Annotated in this window: 18 protein-coding genes; 11 read left to right on the top strand and 7 right to left on the bottom strand. The window is 25.9% G+C overall.

The window, feature by feature from the left end; genetic code table 11:
• Nucleotides 1–38: 38 nt before the first annotated feature.
• The 3 genes from BRSU_RS06560 (at nt 39) to BRSU_RS06550 (ending at nt 3,556) form a co-directional block, all read left to right on the top strand.
• Nucleotides 39–1,232: an ROK family transcriptional regulator gene (locus BRSU_RS06560; RefSeq protein ID WP_048594472.1), complete on the top strand. Its 1,194-nt coding sequence runs from the start codon at nt 39–41 to the stop codon at nt 1,230–1,232.
• A gap of 79 nt (nt 1,233–1,311) precedes the next feature.
• Nucleotides 1,312–3,024 carry a DNA adenine methylase gene (locus tag BRSU_RS06555; RefSeq protein ID WP_048594470.1) on the top strand — a complete coding sequence of 571 codons (1,713 nt, stop codon included), beginning with the start codon at nt 1,312–1,314 and terminating at the stop codon, nt 3,022–3,024.
• A 79-nt stretch (nt 3,025–3,103) separates the two neighbouring features.
• Nucleotides 3,104–3,556 (top strand): CAP domain-containing protein, encoded by a 453-nt coding sequence (locus tag BRSU_RS06550; protein WP_048594469.1) that lies wholly within the window; start codon nt 3,104–3,106, stop codon nt 3,554–3,556.
• On the opposite strand, the gene hflX is transcribed toward BRSU_RS06550, so the two are convergent.
• From hflX to BRSU_RS06530, 4 genes are all read right to left on the bottom strand, one after another.
• Nucleotides 3,545–4,675, bottom strand: coding sequence for a GTPase HflX (gene hflX, locus BRSU_RS06545; RefSeq protein ID WP_048594468.1), 1,131 nt, complete (start codon nt 4,673–4,675; stop codon nt 3,545–3,547). The genes BRSU_RS06550 and hflX overlap by 12 nt on opposite strands.
• 19 nt (nt 4,676–4,694) lie before the next feature.
• The gene (gene yqeK, locus BRSU_RS06540) at nt 4,695–5,264 is read right to left on the bottom strand and encodes a bis(5'-nucleosyl)-tetraphosphatase (symmetrical) YqeK (protein WP_048594467.1); all 570 of its coding nucleotides are present in this window, start codon (nt 5,262–5,264) and stop codon (nt 4,695–4,697) included.
• Nucleotides 5,265–5,332: 68 nt separating this feature from the next.
• Nucleotides 5,333–6,328 (bottom strand): ABC transporter ATP-binding protein, encoded by a 996-nt coding sequence (locus BRSU_RS06535; protein ID WP_048594465.1) that lies wholly within the window; start codon nt 6,326–6,328, stop codon nt 5,333–5,335.
• A gap of 38 nt (nt 6,329–6,366) precedes the next feature.
• Complete coding sequence (locus BRSU_RS06530) at nt 6,367–7,329, bottom strand: ABC transporter ATP-binding protein (protein ID WP_048594463.1); 963 nt, start codon at nt 7,327–7,329, stop codon at nt 6,367–6,369.
• A gap of 277 nt (nt 7,330–7,606) precedes the next feature.
• Between BRSU_RS06530 and BRSU_RS06525 the strand changes: the two genes are divergently transcribed.
• Nucleotides 7,607–7,843, top strand: coding sequence for a hypothetical protein (locus BRSU_RS06525; protein WP_048594461.1), 237 nt, complete (start codon nt 7,607–7,609; stop codon nt 7,841–7,843).
• 164 nt (nt 7,844–8,007) lie between these two features.
• On the top strand, nt 8,008–9,135 hold the full coding sequence (locus BRSU_RS06520; RefSeq protein ID WP_048594460.1) for a hypothetical protein: 1,128 nt from the start codon (nt 8,008–8,010) through the stop codon (nt 9,133–9,135).
• 56 nt (nt 9,136–9,191) lie between these two features.
• On the opposite strand, the gene BRSU_RS06515 is transcribed toward BRSU_RS06520, so the two are convergent.
• Both BRSU_RS06515 and BRSU_RS06510 read right to left on the bottom strand, forming a co-directional pair.
• Nucleotides 9,192–9,641, bottom strand: a complete 450-nt coding sequence (locus BRSU_RS06515) for a GNAT family N-acetyltransferase (protein WP_048594458.1) — start codon at nt 9,639–9,641, stop codon at nt 9,192–9,194.
• Between the two features lie 7 nt (nt 9,642–9,648).
• Nucleotides 9,649–10,008 (bottom strand): hypothetical protein, encoded by a 360-nt coding sequence (locus BRSU_RS06510; RefSeq protein WP_047114229.1) that lies wholly within the window; start codon nt 10,006–10,008, stop codon nt 9,649–9,651.
• 110 nt (nt 10,009–10,118) lie between these two features.
• Between BRSU_RS06510 and BRSU_RS06505 the strand changes: the two genes are divergently transcribed.
• The 6 genes from BRSU_RS06505 to BRSU_RS06480 all read left to right on the top strand — a co-directional run bounded on the left by BRSU_RS06505 (nt 10,119) and on the right by BRSU_RS06480 (nt 15,699).
• Complete coding sequence (locus tag BRSU_RS06505) at nt 10,119–10,859, top strand: L,D-transpeptidase family protein (RefSeq protein ID WP_048594455.1); 741 nt, start codon at nt 10,119–10,121, stop codon at nt 10,857–10,859.
• A 64-nt stretch (nt 10,860–10,923) separates the two neighbouring features.
• Complete coding sequence (locus BRSU_RS06500; RefSeq protein WP_048594454.1) at nt 10,924–11,904, top strand: WESB_1763 family membrane protein; 981 nt, start codon at nt 10,924–10,926, stop codon at nt 11,902–11,904.
• A 53-nt stretch (nt 11,905–11,957) separates the two neighbouring features.
• Complete coding sequence (gene tsaE, locus BRSU_RS06495) at nt 11,958–12,407, top strand: tRNA (adenosine(37)-N6)-threonylcarbamoyltransferase complex ATPase subunit type 1 TsaE (protein WP_048594452.1); 450 nt, start codon at nt 11,958–11,960, stop codon at nt 12,405–12,407.
• A complete protein-coding gene (locus tag BRSU_RS06490; RefSeq protein ID WP_048594450.1) occupies nt 12,404–13,435 on the top strand; it encodes a hypothetical protein in 1,032 nt (343 codons plus the stop codon). Before tsaE ends, BRSU_RS06490 begins: the two co-directional genes overlap by 4 nt.
• A 9-nt stretch (nt 13,436–13,444) precedes the next feature.
• Nucleotides 13,445–14,839: a tRNA uridine-5-carboxymethylaminomethyl(34) synthesis GTPase MnmE gene (mnmE, locus tag BRSU_RS06485; protein WP_048594449.1), complete on the top strand. Its 1,395-nt coding sequence runs from the start codon at nt 13,445–13,447 to the stop codon at nt 14,837–14,839.
• Between the two features lie 131 nt (nt 14,840–14,970).
• Entirely contained in the window at nt 14,971–15,699 is a 729-nt protein-coding gene (locus BRSU_RS06480) for an outer membrane beta-barrel protein (RefSeq protein WP_048594447.1), read from the top strand.
• A gap of 63 nt (nt 15,700–15,762) precedes the next feature.
• On the opposite strand, the gene BRSU_RS06475 is transcribed toward BRSU_RS06480, so the two are convergent.
• Nucleotides 15,763–17,649, bottom strand: a complete 1,887-nt coding sequence (locus BRSU_RS06475) for a TraB/GumN family protein (protein ID WP_048594446.1) — start codon at nt 17,647–17,649, stop codon at nt 15,763–15,765.
• Nucleotides 17,650–17,656 lie beyond the last annotated feature (7 nt).

Below are 17,656 nucleotides of genomic sequence, written 5' to 3'. Positions count from 1 at the left end.
TTTTAATTCTATTATAAAATAACTTATAAAGATAAGAGATGAAAAGATTAAAAGCAAAAAATTTAAAAGAACAAAATTATATTGATATAGTAAAGCTATTAAAAATAGGAAATTATTCAAGAGCTGATTTAGCTTATAATTTAGAATTAAGCAAAGCAAGTATATCTGTACTAGTAGATGATTTAATTAATATGGGTATAGTATATGAAAAGTGTGACGGAGAATCATCTTCTCTTGGAGGTAAAAAACCTATATTATTAGATATAAATAAGAACATAGGATATTTTCTAGCTGTACATTTTAGAAGAGAACTATGCAATGTAGCTATAGTTAATTTAGAAAATGAAATAATAGAACAATGTTCATTAAATGTAAATATAAATGATGATTATAAAATAACATTCAATCCAATAATCAAAAAAATTAAAGAATTAAAAAATAAACATAAAAATAAAAAAATATTTGCCATAGGGATGTCAGTACCTGGTAAAATAAGTAAACAAAATAATAATATGCTTGTAGATTGTATGGGGATACCTGAATGGAGAAATATACCATTAAAAGAATATATAGAACAAAATACTGGTATTGATGTTATAATTGATAGATATGCATGTGCTATGCTTACATATGGTATGCTTGAAGAGATGAAAAAGTATATGCCAATACAAACTTCATCTGTATATATTTATTTGGGTAATTGGATTGGAGTATCTGTTTCTAATAATGGTTCAATTTTATATGGAACACATGATACAGCTGCTAACTATTCGCATACTATAGTAACTGATTCAGACTATATTTGTATGTGCGGTAAAAAAGGATGCTGGGAATCTGTTGCTAGCATAAATGCATTTATGAAAGAACTTCAAAGTAAAAATAGCAAATATAAGAATTTAAGTTATGAAGAAATTATTAAAAATCATATAGACGATGATATTGTAATTGAAACTTATAAAAATTTTTCAGCTTATTGGGTTTCAATAGGAATATATAATATAGTTAATACTTTTGACCCTGAAACAATATTTATAGGTGGAGAAATGCTTTATTTGGGTGAAGATTTTATTAATGAAATAAAAAATAATATTAATAATAAATATAATTCTTATAACTTTCTTACAGAAATCAACTTTATTAATAATTTTAAAGATATAGAAATATATGCAGCTGCTTCTGTAGCTATATATGATTTTTATAATTATAGTCTTTATAAATATTTATCTAAGTAATATATTTTTTATACAATATTGATATTTTCTTAGTATTATGTTAATATTATTATGTAAACTATATTATGATAATAAGATTATGATAACTAATACTGAAGCGAATATTAAAGATAAATATCTAAAAGAAAATTTAATAGCATATATTGGAAATAAAAGAAGACTGCTTTCTTTTATAGAAAATACCATTTCTGGAATTTTGGAAGAAGACAGCAATATAAAAACAGCATTAGATCTGTTTGCAGGAAGCGGCAGTGTTTCAAGACTTTTGAAAACTTTGGACTTAGAAGTTTATTCTAATGATTGGGAATATTATTCTTATATTTTAAACTATGCTCATTTATGTATTAATGAAGAAGATTTAAATAATATGTTTGTTCATACAGGCGGAGCAGAGAATACAATAAATATGATTAACAATATTAAGTATATAGATGATGATGACAGATATATATCAAAATATTATGCTCCTTCAAATGATGAAAATCCTGATCTAATAAATGAAAGGCTTTTTTATACTCATTACAATGCTGAGAGAATTGATATTATAAGACATAATATAGAAATGCTTTATAAAAATAAAGTGATAAATGAAAAAGAATATTATTATTTGATAGCTTCTATTATATATGAATCTGCTACGCATACAAATACTTCCGGAGTTTTTAAGGCATTTCATGCAGGTTTCGGAGGAAGGAATAAAGATGCATTGCATAGGATAATGGCTCCTATATCACTAAAGTCTATACCTTTGTATAATGGCCAAAAATGTCATGTAAGCATGAATGACGCTAATGAGTTTGTTGTAAAAAATAAAGATAAGCATTTTGATTTGGTATATTTAGATCCTCCATATAATCAGCATCAATATGGAAGTAATTATCATTTGCTAAACACAATAGCTTTATGGGATAAACCAGCAATAAATAAAAATATATATATAAACGGTAAAAAAACAGATAAAGGCGGAATAAGAAAAGATTGGGTAAAAACTAAGTCTATGTACTGTTATAAGAAAACCGCAAAGGATACTTTAATAAATTTATTAGATAATATAGATTCTAAGCATATAGTTATGAGTTATTCTACTGACGGAATAATAGAGTATGATGATTTAATTTCAATACTTGAAAGCAGAGGTAAATTGGATATTGTTACTTCTGAATATACTAAATATAGAGGTGCTAAAAGATCCATAGTTAATAAAACTAAAAATATAGAATATTTATTTGTAGTAGATACTTCAAAAACAAGTTACAGCAGTGTTAATAAAAAATTAAGGTATATAGATAATATAAGATTAAAGATGGATAATCCTTTAGATTGTTCTAAGGATAATCTAATATTTGATTATGATAAAGATGATATTATAGTATTAAATTTAAAATATTCTGTTCATATAATAAATAAAGATGAAATATGTGATAAACTTAAATATAAAAGTTTAGAATATATAAAAATGTTTTCTATATTTTTGGATAAATATACTAGAGATAATAATATTGATGCATTGAAGATTTATTTTTATCATATTAATGCAGCCATACTAGCTAATGATATAAGGCTTATAAAATATTTTGGTGAATATATACTTCAAATTTATAGCAGGTTATGTTCTAGAAAATCCAATGAATACCTTATTGATATTACAAATAGTATTTTGGATATTTTGTCGTATTCGAATGATGAAATAAGCATTATTTCTAAGATAAAACAAAGAATAATTTATAATATAAAGCATTCAAATATTTCCGAAATTAATAAAAATAAATTACTTATTAGACTTGAAAAATAATGAAAAAATATTATATTTATTCATATAAAAATAGGATTTTATGGAAGTATAATTTTTTTTAATAGTAAAGTGAAAATATATGATTAATATTTTAATAAAGATGTTTATTATCATTGTATGTAGTGCTAGCTTTTTATCAGCACAAAATTATAATGATGATGTTAATTCTATGTTGAAGATATTCAATGAAATAAGGGATAATGAAAATTTATATCCATTTGAGATTGATGATAGATTAAACAATATTGCTGATACTAGATCTAAAGAACTTGCTATCAATTTTTCACATATAAGACCTAATAATACAAAATATGATGAATTGCTTTATGAAAATAGAATAATTGTTTTTTCATCTGATGAAAATATCGCTTACAGATTTAAAAATGCTGAAACCGTTGCTAGTTATTGGATGAATTCTAATAAATACAAAGTTAATATTTTAAGCAGTAAATTTACCCATATAGGAGTGGCTCATTATGCTATTAATGGTGAGGATTTTTGGGTAGTTATATTTGCTCAATTAAGAAGGTAATTCATTATTATTAGTATTTAATTCTAATATAATATCTAGTATTTTCTTTCTTAAAGTTTCTATATTTGTATTGTTTTTAGCACTTATAAACATAGCATCATCATAAGAAGTTAATATTTTATTTTTTTGTACTTCGTCTATGCAGTCGGATTTATTAAATATCACTATTCTTTTTATATGAGAGGCATCTATTTCTTTTATTATGCTCTCTACATGCAGAAGTTTTTCTTCTATATTTTCATCGCTTGCATCTGATAAATGCAGAAGTAAATCCGCTTCAACAACTTCTGATAATGTAGATTTAAATGAGGCCACTAAAGTATGAGGAAGCCTATCTATGAATCCTACAGTATCGCTTATTATAACTTCTAAAGGAGTATCATCGCTTAAATATAGTTTTCTAGTATGAGTATCTAATGTAGCAAATAATTTATCTTCAACATAAACAGATTCTTTGCAAAGCAGATTAAATAATGTGCTTTTGCCGGCATTGGTATATCCAACTATTGCTATTCTAAATGTATTTTCTCTTCCTTTTCTTCCTGTACTTGCTGATTTTTCTACTTTGCTTAATTGAAATTTTAATTTATGTATACGCTCTCTTGCTCTTCTTCTGTCATATTCAAGCTGTTTTTCTCCGGCTCCGCCTCTTAATCCTATACCGCCTTTTATTTGGCTTAGATTAGTTCTTTTACCTTTTAATCTTGGATATTCAAATTCTAAAAAAGCTAATTCCACCTGCATTTTTGCTGTCATAGTTTTAGCACGTAATGCAAATATTTCTAATATTATTTCTGTTCTTGTGAGAGCTGTTATATTAGAACCTTCTTCTATAGCATTTACCTGAGAACCGCTAAGCTCATTATCGAATATGAAATATTCTACATTATCAATCGCCGCACTCTCTTTTAAACTTTCCAATTTTCCTGTACCAATATAAGTTCCGGCTGTTATTTTAGGCTGTATGAATGAATATTTATTTACAACTTCATAACCAGCAGTATCGCATAGCATAGCAAGTTCATTTAGAATATTATCTATATTTATTTTGCTGTTTCTGTATTGTCTGCTGTCGGTTACAAATATTATATACGCTTTTTTTAGATTATCGTTATTCATAAAAAATTACCTAATACTATTATTTAATAACTAATGAATTATAAAGTTCTATGGTTTTATCTGATAAATACTGCCTTTTACTCAAAACAAAATTTATAGATTCCAACACCACTTCTAAAAATGCATTATCAAAATCAGTAAAAATTTTCTCTCTTATTTTGTCAGCGGCAGGTATATTTCTTGTAGGCTCTAGATAATCGGATGCATATATTATCTTTTCTAACATAGTCATATTTCCATGTCCTACTGTATGACTTTCTATTGCATCTAAAATTTCCTTGTCATTTATTAAGAATTCTTTTTCTGTGATTATAGAACTTACTCTGGCATGTAGTAAAGCACCTGTTATATAATTTGGATATTCTTTATTATCGTTTTCAAGTATTATTTTACGCATTTCATCATCTTTATATCTCTTTCCTAAATCATGACATAATGCAGCAATGGAGGCTTTATTTGTATCAACATTATATTTTTCTGCTATTTGAATGGAAAGATCTCTTGTAGAAAATATATGTTTTGCTCTGAATGGTAAATATTTTTCTATATATTCAGCTATTTTTTTTTCCTGATCATTGTATTCTTTCATAATAATTTATTCCTGTTTATCATTAATTATTTTATTATACTGAAATTATTTTGTAATTTCAATATTATTTACTCGGCAAATAGGCATGAAACAGAATGATTTTCTGAAATCTTTTTAGAATTTGGAATATTGTTTTGGCATTCTTCTTTTGCATATATGCATCTTGTATGGAATCTGCATCCTGAAGGAATATCTGATGCATTAGGAATTTCTCCTTTGATTGGAAGTTCTTTTATTATGTTAACTCTTCCTGATGATGCATCTGGTACTGCAGCAATTAAAGCCTTTGTATAAGGATGTTTAGGATTATCTATTATTTCATCAGCATCTCCAATTTCTACAATATTACCTAAATACATAACTGCTATTCTATCTGCAAAATATCTTGCTGTTGATAAATCATGAGTAATGTATATATAGCTTAAATTCTTTTCTGTTTGAAGTTCTTTCATCATATAAAGTATTTCAGCTCTTGTAGATAAATCTATCATAGAAACAGGCTCATCAGCAACAACCAATTTAGGATTAAGTATCAAAGCTCTAGCAGTTGCAATTCTCTGACGCTGTCCGCCTGAAAGCATATGAGGGTATCTTTCCATAAACTCTTCCGGAGGATTTATCTTTACATCTTTCAATGCCTTTATAACCATTTCATCATAAATCTTTTCATCTCCCTCAATATTATGAATATATAAAGGTTCTTTTAACACATCCTTTATTTTAAATCTTGGATTCATAGAGGCATAAGGATCCTGGAATATCATCTGAACATTTCTTCTATATTTAGCGGTTTCTTCTTTATTAAAGTTATTAATATTTTCATTTTCAAATATAATATTTCCTGAAGTAGGGTTTATCAATTTCATTACAAGTTTACCTATAGTAGTTTTTCCGCTTCCGGATTCTCCTATTATGGCAAGTATTTCTCCTCTTTTTACTTCTATACTTATATCATCGACTGCTTTTATTTCATTTGATTTTTTAATCAAGCTTTCCACTATATTAGTACGAGGATAAAAATATTTTTTTACATTTTCAAGTTTTAATATTATATTATTCATAATTTTTCTTCTTTTTTATTATTATTTATTATTAATTATATTTAGTTATTAATCAAATGGCATGCACATAAATGTCCGTTTCCTATATCTTTTAATATAGGCTCTTTATTTTTGCATTTATCTATTCTTTCTTTGCATCTATCATAAAACATACAGCCTTTAGGTGGATTAAGTAAATCAGGAGGAGTACCTTCTATGAACTCCAATTTACTTACAGCTTTATTTAATCTAGGAGTAGCAGCTAAAAGTCTTTTTGTATACGGATGTTTAGCATTTTTATATATATCTTCATTGCTTGCAAGCTCTGCAATCTTTCCTCCGTACATAACGCATACTTTATCTGAAATTTCAGCCTCTAATGCCAAATCATGCGTTATAAAAATAAATGACAAATCAAAATCTTTTTTTAATTTTTTTAATAAGTTTATAATCTGTGCCTGTACTATAACATCTAATGCAGTAGTAGGCTCATCAAGTATAATTAGTTTAGGTTTCAAAAATAGGGCAGTAGCTATAACAACTCTTTGCTTCATACCGCCTGAAAGTTCATGCGGATATCTCTTTGCAACATCAGCATGAAGTCCTACATATCCTAAATATTCTTCTATAAGTTTACTAGCCTCTGATTTGCTCATATCAATATGTCTGTTTATAGTTTCTATCATTTGTTTTTCTATAGTGTATACAGGAGTGAGGGAATTCATAGCTCCCTGAAACACCATAGATATTTTAGTCCATCTTATATTTTTTCTTACATGCTCTTCTTTAAGCGGAATAATATCTTCATTATCAAGTATTATTCTTCCTCCTTCATATTTTCCTGGTATAGAAGGCATCCTTAAAAGAGACGTACCAAGACTAGTTTTTCCGCATCCTGATTCACCTACAATGCCTAAAGTTTCACCTTTCTTTATTTTAAAACTGATATCATTAATAGCCTTTACTAAACCTTTTGAGGTATGATAGTACATTTTTAAATTTTCTACTTCTAGTATATTTTCCATTGATCGTCCTATTACAATAACATATTATGTTAATTATAATATAATATTAATATTTTTACAATTAACATTACATTAAAAATGATAATTAATATTTTTAAATAGACAGTTTGTTTATAACGTATGTTTTTTGTATAAAATGTATTGTATTTTTTTTATTTGTTGAATAAGTATAAAAAAATTATGATAAATATTAAAAAATATTATTTACTTAAATTTAATAATATATACTATAAAAGTAGACGTTTTTTTCATTATGTATATTTTCATGTGAGGTATTATGTTGAACAGAAGCAGTATATTATTAATGATTATATTTTCTTTATTTATTACATCTTGTGGAAGTTATTTCAATCCTAGATACTATTATAATAAAAAGAATATATCTAGCGGAAATACAAATGAAAGTAATCCAGATGATGTTGGAGGAGATGAAACTGTACCCGAAGATGAAGACCCATTTAAAAATGGTCCTTGGAATGATATAGGTATAATGGTTTTAATGGAAATGAGATAAAAGATTGGTTTTTAAAAGTATCTTTTGATGATGATAATGTACCTATATATGAATTTTATAAGGATAACTCTAAATCATGGTATTATAGCGATCCTTCTATAGTTGAATATAATTTTGATGCTTCTGGAGATGGAAATAAAGCACAGGGTATTGCTATAAATCCTATGACTGTATATAAATATGAATTTAAAAACCCTTTAGTAACCATAGATAGTTCATATAATCAATCTGATAGAATGAATAGATTTTTATTTTATAGAATAAAGGGATCTGCTAAAGTTGCTGGTATAGGGGTAGATTTGAATAACTATCTAATAGCTGTGGATACTCATTCAAAATTGGTATTTGCCTATGCTAAAATAACAAAGACTGCTAGTGCTCCTGTAGTTGGTACTCCTTATCCTATAGAGTTTAAGGCTGTAGAGCTGTTTGAAAGCAAAAAGAAATTTTATGAATATGATCCTATAGGTATAGTGCATGCAGATGGAAAAGTTACTTTATATACTGAATATCAAAATGAAATGAGACTGAATTCTACAGGGTATTTTCCTTCAATTCACGATGAGAACAGACCTATAGCATCATATCAAGGTGCTGGAACTTCACCTTATTTCAATAAGAATGCTTCCGACAATAAAAAAGAGATGAAATTGACTTTTACTTCTATGGAATTAAGAAATATAGATACTAAATCGGCAAGTAGAAATGCCATTACTGGTAATGTTGGTTGGTTTGGAAAAGTACTTGATTATGCATTGTTTGGATATGATATGAAGTTAGATTTTTATAGTTCTTCAAGCGATGTTCATTCTTTATCTCCATTTACTACTTTAAATCCTAGTAAAATAGATCAGGCATTAAAAGTAAAACTTGATTCTGTAGGAAGTATTAATATAACATCAAAAGAACATTCATTACTTTATGAGGATAATGATGATATAACAATATCAATGGCAGTCAATTTAACAAAATATGATGAAAGATCCGGAGATTTCCTATATGAAGTACATTATCCTTATGCTTATAGTGAAAATGACAAGATAAAGATAGAACTCAAATACAATAAAAATAATAATACTTTTGAATTAGCTTCTATAACAGATGAATATGGAGATAGAATAAAATCTAAAACTTCAAGTTTAACTGTTAATGAAAATAGTGAAGCTGAGATATCTATGATAATTGATGGTATGGACGGCCCTGACAATGAAGATAATTGCGGAAATGGAGCTACAGGATTGAATAATCAAATAGAATTAAAAATTAAATTTAAATTTGAAAAAATAAAATAATAATAAGAAATGGGCATTTGATTTTAATATCATCTGCCCATTTATAATATTAGCGACTAATAAATCATATAATGAAAATGTACTCCGTTTTCTTCCTGAATATCATTATATAATTCTACGAATCCTAATTTTTTATAGAATTCGCATGCATAATGACTAGATTTTACGGTGTATTTATCTGAATTTAAAATGTTTTTTGCTTCTTCAAATAAACTGCTGGCTATACCTAATTTAAAATATTTGTCGTCTACGAAAAAAAGGGAAATATGATCAAAATCTGTTATCTCAAGCATTCCAACTATTATATCATTTTCATTTTTAGCAATAAGCATTAAAGAGCCTTGCATAAAAAATCTTAGCCTCATATTATTAACTGATATAAAAGTTAATACATTGCTGATTCCTTCATCTGTATCTAAATTGGAATTGTATTTCAAATATATATTTTTGGCGAGAAGAGAAATATCATCAAGATTTTCAATCCCCGCCTTCTCAATTTTAAACATTGTATTTTTATTGAAATGCTTTTATTAATCTTTGGAAAGGTAAATGATTAGTATCTTTAACAAATGAACCATTTTTATAATATCTTAAATAAGGTATTAAATCATTGCCCCATACTGTTTCTTTGAAATTCATAAAAGGTTCATACAAAGGACTTTCATTGTACATACAAATAAAAATAGTTATATCAATATTTGAATTATCTTTATTAGCATTTAATTCTCTTTGCAATCCTTTCCAATCACCGCACCAATCTTGAGTGAATATAGCCAATACATTTTCTGAAGATTTTTTTATATCATCGCTTACTTCTTTAGTATCCATTATATGCTGCATTTCTTTATCATCAATGGTTTTAAAAGTTAACATAACTTACTCCTTTTAAATTCTATATATTAATGCAATAATAATACAGTAAAATATATTTTTAATCAAGGAAATATTTCTAATTACGATATTTGATTTAATAGGGGCGTTTTATGAAAAAAATTATTATAGCTATTATTGTTTTAAATATGATTAATTCTTTTTTATTCGCTGGAGATTTTCTTGATGATCAGAAAAGATACAATAGGGTAAGAACAGCCATAAAAGAAAAAGACAATATTGTAAAAAATACATTAAAAAATAATAATATAAAATTAGAAGAATTAAATATATTAATAACAGTATACAAACAAGAAGATATACTTGAAATATACGCAAAAAATAAATCAGATAGTACATACAAGAAAATAGCTTCATATAACATAGCAGCAAAATCAGGAATATTGGGTCCTAAAAGAATGGAAGGAGATTTACAGGTTCCTGAAGGTTTTTATTATATAGACAGATTCAATCCTGCAAGCAGTTATTATCTTTCATTAGGCATTAATTATCCCAATGAATCCGACAAAAAGAAAAGTAATGCTTCAAGATTAGGCGGAGATATATTTATTCATGGTGCTAATGTTACTATAGGATGCATGCCTATGACTGATGATAAAATAAAAGAAATATATTTATATGCTGTATATGCTAAAGATAATGGTCAAAATAGAATACCTGTTTATATATTTCCTTTTCAAATGACAGACAAGAATTTTGATTATTATAAAAAATATTATGATGAATCTTTAATAGATTTTTGGTCAAATATAAAAAAAGGATATGATATATTTCAAAATTATAAAAAAGAATTAAAGATTAAAGTGGATTCTAAAGGAAACTATGTGTTTTAAATTCTTGCAATTTTTCTATAAAAATATTACTATATTAGCATATATAATAATTGGGTAATAGTTAATGATTCAAATGAATAAAAATACTTCCTTTGTAAGTGCATACAATTTCTGGTCATATTTGCTGATTGCCATTGTATTTTTTAACTATTTGTTTTTTAGAACTTTAGTAATTGATAATAATTCTTTTTTATATATATTTACATTTATTTTAAATTATATTGTATTAATATCTTTTTTTCTTCTAGTATTTTATAAATTTTACAGCTGCATATTTAATTCTGAACTTTTTTTAGCTTTATTTGGTATATTGTTTTTAATATCAGGTACTTTGAGACTTTATGCTATAGAAATTAATATTTATAATTATATAGAATTATTATATTTTTTATCAATATTTATACTTACAATTAAAATTTTTGTTTCTATAGTAAAATCAAATAATATAATGGAATTAGACAGAGGAATATATGTTTTTATGCTTATTTCTATGGCGGCATCTAATATCAATTATATTTTAATATCAGCCAATAAAATAATAGATACAGATGTTTTTCACTATATATCTAATTTTATATCAACTTATATGAGTAAATTATCATCTTTCTCATTTTTTATATTAATGATAGCTTATATACTTATATTTATGAAAAAAGTTGTTATGAAAAATATTAATAAATCGTTCTTTTTTATTATTATTATGGTGATATTATCAATAATAGCAATATTAGTATTTGGTAATTCTTTCTTTTTGATTGTTGTGTCATTCTTTGGTGCTTTAGGAATTGTTATGTATTTGCCTTTTACTGTTTATCTTGTAGTTATCATAATGTTTTTAATGACTTTATTTACATCTTTTATGAGTTCTTTGGTATCAAAATATTATTGTCCTAAATTGATAGTATTCACTTTATTTATGCTTGCCGGACTTGATATGAGTAATTTTGGATTAAGATTAATTTCTATATTTGCCATTATGGAAATGCTTAGTATATGTAATGATAAAAAAGACTATGATGAGCATTTGACAAATAATACTCTATAATATATTATTTCTATAATTTAAATTATTATTTTATGATATTGACATTAACAAATATGAAAAAAGAGATTATTAAAGAAGAAAAAAATATAAGCCTTGAATATATAGAAAAAGTTGCTAAATTTTTTAAAGATATATTGAAAGACGGTGATATAGTTATAATGGAAGGTAATCTTGGATTTGGTAAAACTACATTTGTTAGAATATTATCAAGATTAATGGAAAGCGAAGATATTGTAAGCAGTCCTTCATTTACTTTGATAAATGAGTATGATATAATTTTAAATGGCGAAGAAAGTATTTTGAGGCATGTGGATTTATACAGACTTGAAAAAGAAGAAGAACTTGATGATATAGGCTTCAAAGATAAAATAAGAGAGAATGGAATTACTATGATAGAATGGGGCAGTAAATTTAAAGATTATTTTGAAGCTCCATACTATTTATTTGAAATAGAAATGTATGAAGAAAATAATAGATTATATAGGATTAGTTTAATTTCATGAAAAAAATATTGATATTATTTATAATGATATTTACTATATTAATATCATGTTCTAAACAAATAGATAAAAGTACTATAGTAAATGTGGTGAGTAGTATTTCATCTGTTAATGTTGTTATTGGAAATACTGTAGATTATGAAGTTCGTATACTTTCTAAAAATAATATAGAATATAATTTTGAGGATTTATCATTTGATGATAGAGATAATAAATGCAGAATCATATCTGTTGAAAATAAAACTATAGATTCAGGAGAATATAAAGAGAGAATCATAAAATATAAATTAGGTTTTTATGATGTAGGACAATTTGTTGTTTATCCATTTAAGATTTCATATAATTATAATAATGAATACAAAGAACTTAATGGTGAAGATATAACTATATTGGTATATCCTTTCTCTGACGGAGAAACTTTGCCTCCTATGAAAGGTACTATTGGTATACCTATGCCTAAATATGTATGGCTATTCGTTGTTCTTATAGTTTTTGCTATTATTGGAATAATAATATTAATATTTGCTGTAGTAAAATATATAGAAAGAAAATTCAATGAGAAAATAAATATAAAAGAAGATACAGAAGCATTGAATGCATTAAAACTCGTAGACTGCAATACTTATTATAATGAAAGTAAATATGCAGAGTATTATTTTGAATTAACATTTATATTTAAAAGATATCTTACAAAAAGATTTAGGTTCAATATAGAAGATATGACTACTAGTGAAATAAATCAATTATTCAAGGAAAATGTATTTAATGAAAGTGAATATATAATAAAAATGTTTGAAGAATCTGATTATGTAAAATTTGCAAGACAAATTCCTGAACTTCAAATAATGCAGAAAGATTATGATTTCTGTGTTGATTATATAGTAAAAAATGGTAATTTATATACTGCATTAAAATTAGAAGAAAAAGAAAATAAAAAGATAAGAAAAGAAGAAAAGAAAAGGCTAAGAAAAGAATTAAAAGAGCAGAAAAAACTTCAAAAGAAAATGGAACATTTGCAAGAAAATAGTTAAGAGTAAAATATGAATGAGTATGATATAAAAGATACTATAGCGGCATTATCAACACCATATTCAAAGAGTGCATTGGCTATAATAAGAATGTCAGGAAGCAAGGCATTAGAAATAGCTTCAAAAATATGTTTCTATGCTAATAATGAAAATAAGAATATAAATAATTTTGAGCATAGAAAAAGTTATTATGCTTTAATAAAAGATGAAAATAATATTCCTGTTGATGAAGTTATAGTATTATCTTCTTTATCTCCCAATACTTTCACATCTGAAGATACAATAGAATTTATATCTCATGGAAGCATTGTTGTAATAGATGCTCTTATGAATCTTTTAATAAGAAACGGAGCAAGGGCAGCTAATAGAGGAGAGTTTACATACAGAGCATATATTAATGGAAGAATAGGTATAAGTGAGGCTGAGGCTATACATGATTTGATAGATTCTAATAATAAACTTATGGCTGAAGCAAGCATATATAAAATGAGAGGCAGGCTTACAAGAGAAATAGATAAACTAAGAGAAAACATAAAAAATTCTCTTATGCTTGTTTATGGAGAATTAGATTTTCCTGAAGATGAAACAGAAAATTTTTCTTATGATAAGCTTATAGAAAATTTTGAGATTATAAAAAGAGATATAGAAAATATTTTATCAAATTCCAAAAGGGTTGAAAATCTTATTAATGGTATAAAAGTAGCAATATTGGGCAGAGTTAATGCTGGTAAAAGCAGTATATTTAATATGATATTGGACAGAGAAAGGGCTATTGTTTCAAATATTGCTGGAACTACCAGAGATTTTTTGAGTGAAAACATTTATATTGAGAATATACCTTTTTATTTGATGGATACTGCTGGATTTCATAAAAAAGCTGATAATGATATTGAACTTGAAGGAATTGAAAGAGCTAAAAAATGTGCATGTGAATCTGATATTATACTTGCAGTGTTTGACGGAAGCGACATAGCAAATGAAGATGATATTAATTTAATAGAGTTCTTAAATACATTAGATAATAAAAATATTATATATATACTTAATAAAAGCGATGAAGATAAAAAGTTTAATAAAGAAATAGTAAGCGCTAATATTATTAATATAAGTACAAAAACAAAATCAGGAAAAGATGAATTGATATCTGCTTTGAAAAATTATGTTTCAGATTCTGATATGGATATTTTCAATAAAGAAACTTATGTCAATAACAGAGAAAGAGGATATTTAGAAAGCGGACTTAAACAGATTGACATATGTATAAAAAAATCATTAGAGTCTTATTCATTGGATGAAGTTGCTGAAGAGATGAATATATTGAATAATATACTTGGAAACGTTAGCGGAAAAGTTGATGCTGAAGAAGTAATTAATGAAATATTTGCTAATTTCTGTATAGGTAAATAACTTCATATTATATAAAATAAGTAATTATTTACGATAATATATATAATCATTTGATAAATTTTGAAAAAAATGTATATTTAAATTGATGATAATATTGTAATGAAAAGTATACGAGGAGTTTAGTTGCCAATATGAAAAAACTGTTATTATTTATAAGTATTTTTATATCAATTAACTTATCACTTTTGGCAGCAAGCGGATTTGAAGGAATAATAAATATACCTGCTGGTATGGCTGTAGGAATACCTATGGGAACACCAGAACATGAAGTAGGATTGGGTTTTGATATTGGTATTACAGCACAATTCGGATATGTAATAGATTTTAAAAATAATATAGGACTTAGTATATTGGCTGAAACAGGATATAGTTATGATACTTATTCTTCTTCAATATCTTCTGACAAAGCAAAATCTGTTGTTTCTACTTCTGCTTTTCATAGCTTTCAAATAGGAATTTTACCAAAAGTAAATATTTATGATTTTTCTATAGGTGTTGGAGGAGGATTAAAAATACCTGTATCAGGAATTGAAGAGGTAAAAACAGTTAGTTATGGTACTAATTACACATCAGTTGGAAGTACTGTAAATATGGTTGATATAGTTAATAAATACGATAAAATGAATGTAATACCTTACATTAAATTAACGGTAGATTATTCTGTATTTAATAATTATAATGTAGGTGCCAATTTCGGATTGTATTTTGATTATGAATTTGGTGTAAGGCAAAAAATTGATGAAAAAAAATATGTATCTACAGATGCATTCGGTCTTGGTCTGCAGATAGGTTTAAGATTTAGTCCTTTTAATAGCCGTCAAATTGCTCTAGATAGTAAAGAGAAAGATAAAAAAGAATAATTTAATTAGTTAATCTAGTTTTAATTGTTTATATTAATCTTATTTTGATAATTAATTTATAAATTATATTATATAATCATCAGCAATTTTTCTAAGTCTTTTATTTCCAAGTACATGAAAATGTCTTAACTTTCTTAGAGTTTCACTTGAAAAAGTGGTGAGAGGAACATAAACTATTTCAACTGAATTCTTTTTTGCAAATTCTTTTAATATGCTTGAAGGAGGAGTAGGGGCAACATAACCTAAATATTTATCAACAGAATATATTATTGCCGTATATAAAAGTAAATCAGCATAATTTCTAACTATTCCGTCTTTTTTTAAATGCTTATACATTCTCCAAACATCATGCGGAGCCTGAGGAGGCATTAAAGAAGCATAACCTCCAAAATAGCATTTAGAAATTCCAGGACCTACTAAAGTATTTCCAGGTTCAGTAGAGTATAATATCAAATCGCTGTCATCATGTGCTTCACTATACCAAACTATATTCCAATCATAATCTTCGTCATGCTCATCATCAAATATTACAACCATATGTCCGATATTTCCCTTGATTTTTGGAATCTCTCTTACATATATTTCATTTTTATAATAGTTTCTTATAGTTTCACGCATATCAATACCGTCTTTAATGCTTACAGTGAAAGGTTCTATTCTTGCTTTGTCTTCTGTAAGCATATTTCTTATTTTATCTCTAAGTATATTCATATGCTTTTCCATAAGTATATCTTCAGGTACATGAGAAAGAAGATTTGTTCTTTTATTCCAAACATCTTCCCATTCTCCTTCATATTTTTCACTAGGACGAGTTGTTACATTAACTTTCTTGAAAGATGTTTTCCATACATTATCATATTTATGCAGTTTGATTTTTTTATCTTTTAGCATTCCTTCCATACCATTTGTGCTTGGATCTCTATTTAATTTTATGGTAGGGTAGTTCTCATCTTCTTCGGTGTAATGAGGATAATATTCCATACCTTCCATTACTTCTAATGCATAATCATTGTTTATCATGCATTTTGCTGCTGTGAGCATATCTATATAGTCTGGTATTATATAATTATCAAGAAGACATAAATTCCTTAAATACTTCATCATATTTTTTTGCTGAAGTAATGATATTGGAAGTTTATACCTCATCTTTGCTTCTCTAAAAATAGTTTCTATTATATGTATCTTATCAAAAGTTTCTAATTCTCCGTTTCTATATAGTTCGTACATATAAGTTGTGAATGGAAACTCTCCAAGCATTTTATTTAATGATTCTTTATGTACATTATATATTTTAGGTTCTGAATATATATATTCTTCATCATCTTCTGAAAACTTTTTACTTAATATTTCTTCTTTTAATTTTTCATCGTCTAATTTTTTTAATATTTCAACAATATTTTCCCAATGCGACATTCCTATAACAAGAAGTATTTTATTATATTTTTTAGAGAGTTCATGAAGATTTTTAGCCATGAATATTTCTCTCTCTTCATCTGTTTCATCTTTATGAAATATATAATTGTTTTTTACTTCAGTATAGAATTTTTCAAGCCCTATATTTTTCATAACATAATCATCAGGCATAAGATAATGAGAATTAGAGTTTATTGAAGTGATATCTTTGTCTATTGGAAAGAATGGTATTTCCTCATCTATAGCAAGACGAACAGCTTCTATTATAGAATCACAGGGATCTATAGGTATATAAACAGCTTCATTTTCAATTTCTCTTATAATCAAACTTACAAATGGAAGTCTGCTTACAGCCTCTCTTAATGAATCAGCAAAATTGGCAGGATGTTCTACCGCTACAATATCAGGTTTAAAATTTTCAAAAGCTTCTCTTACAGCTAAAGAAAAATAAACCCTAGAATGTATTGAAGGTATTGCTAATATATTTTTATACCTTAGAATTTTAGAATCTATATTCTCTATTATTTTTTTATCCATTCCATAT

It is taken from the genome of Brachyspira suanatina, assembly GCF_001049755.1.
GTDB lineage: Bacteria > Spirochaetota > Brachyspiria > Brachyspirales > Brachyspiraceae > Brachyspira > Brachyspira suanatina.
Note: the sequence above shows the minus strand (reverse complement) of the source record. Positions and strands in the feature narration are given on the sequence as shown.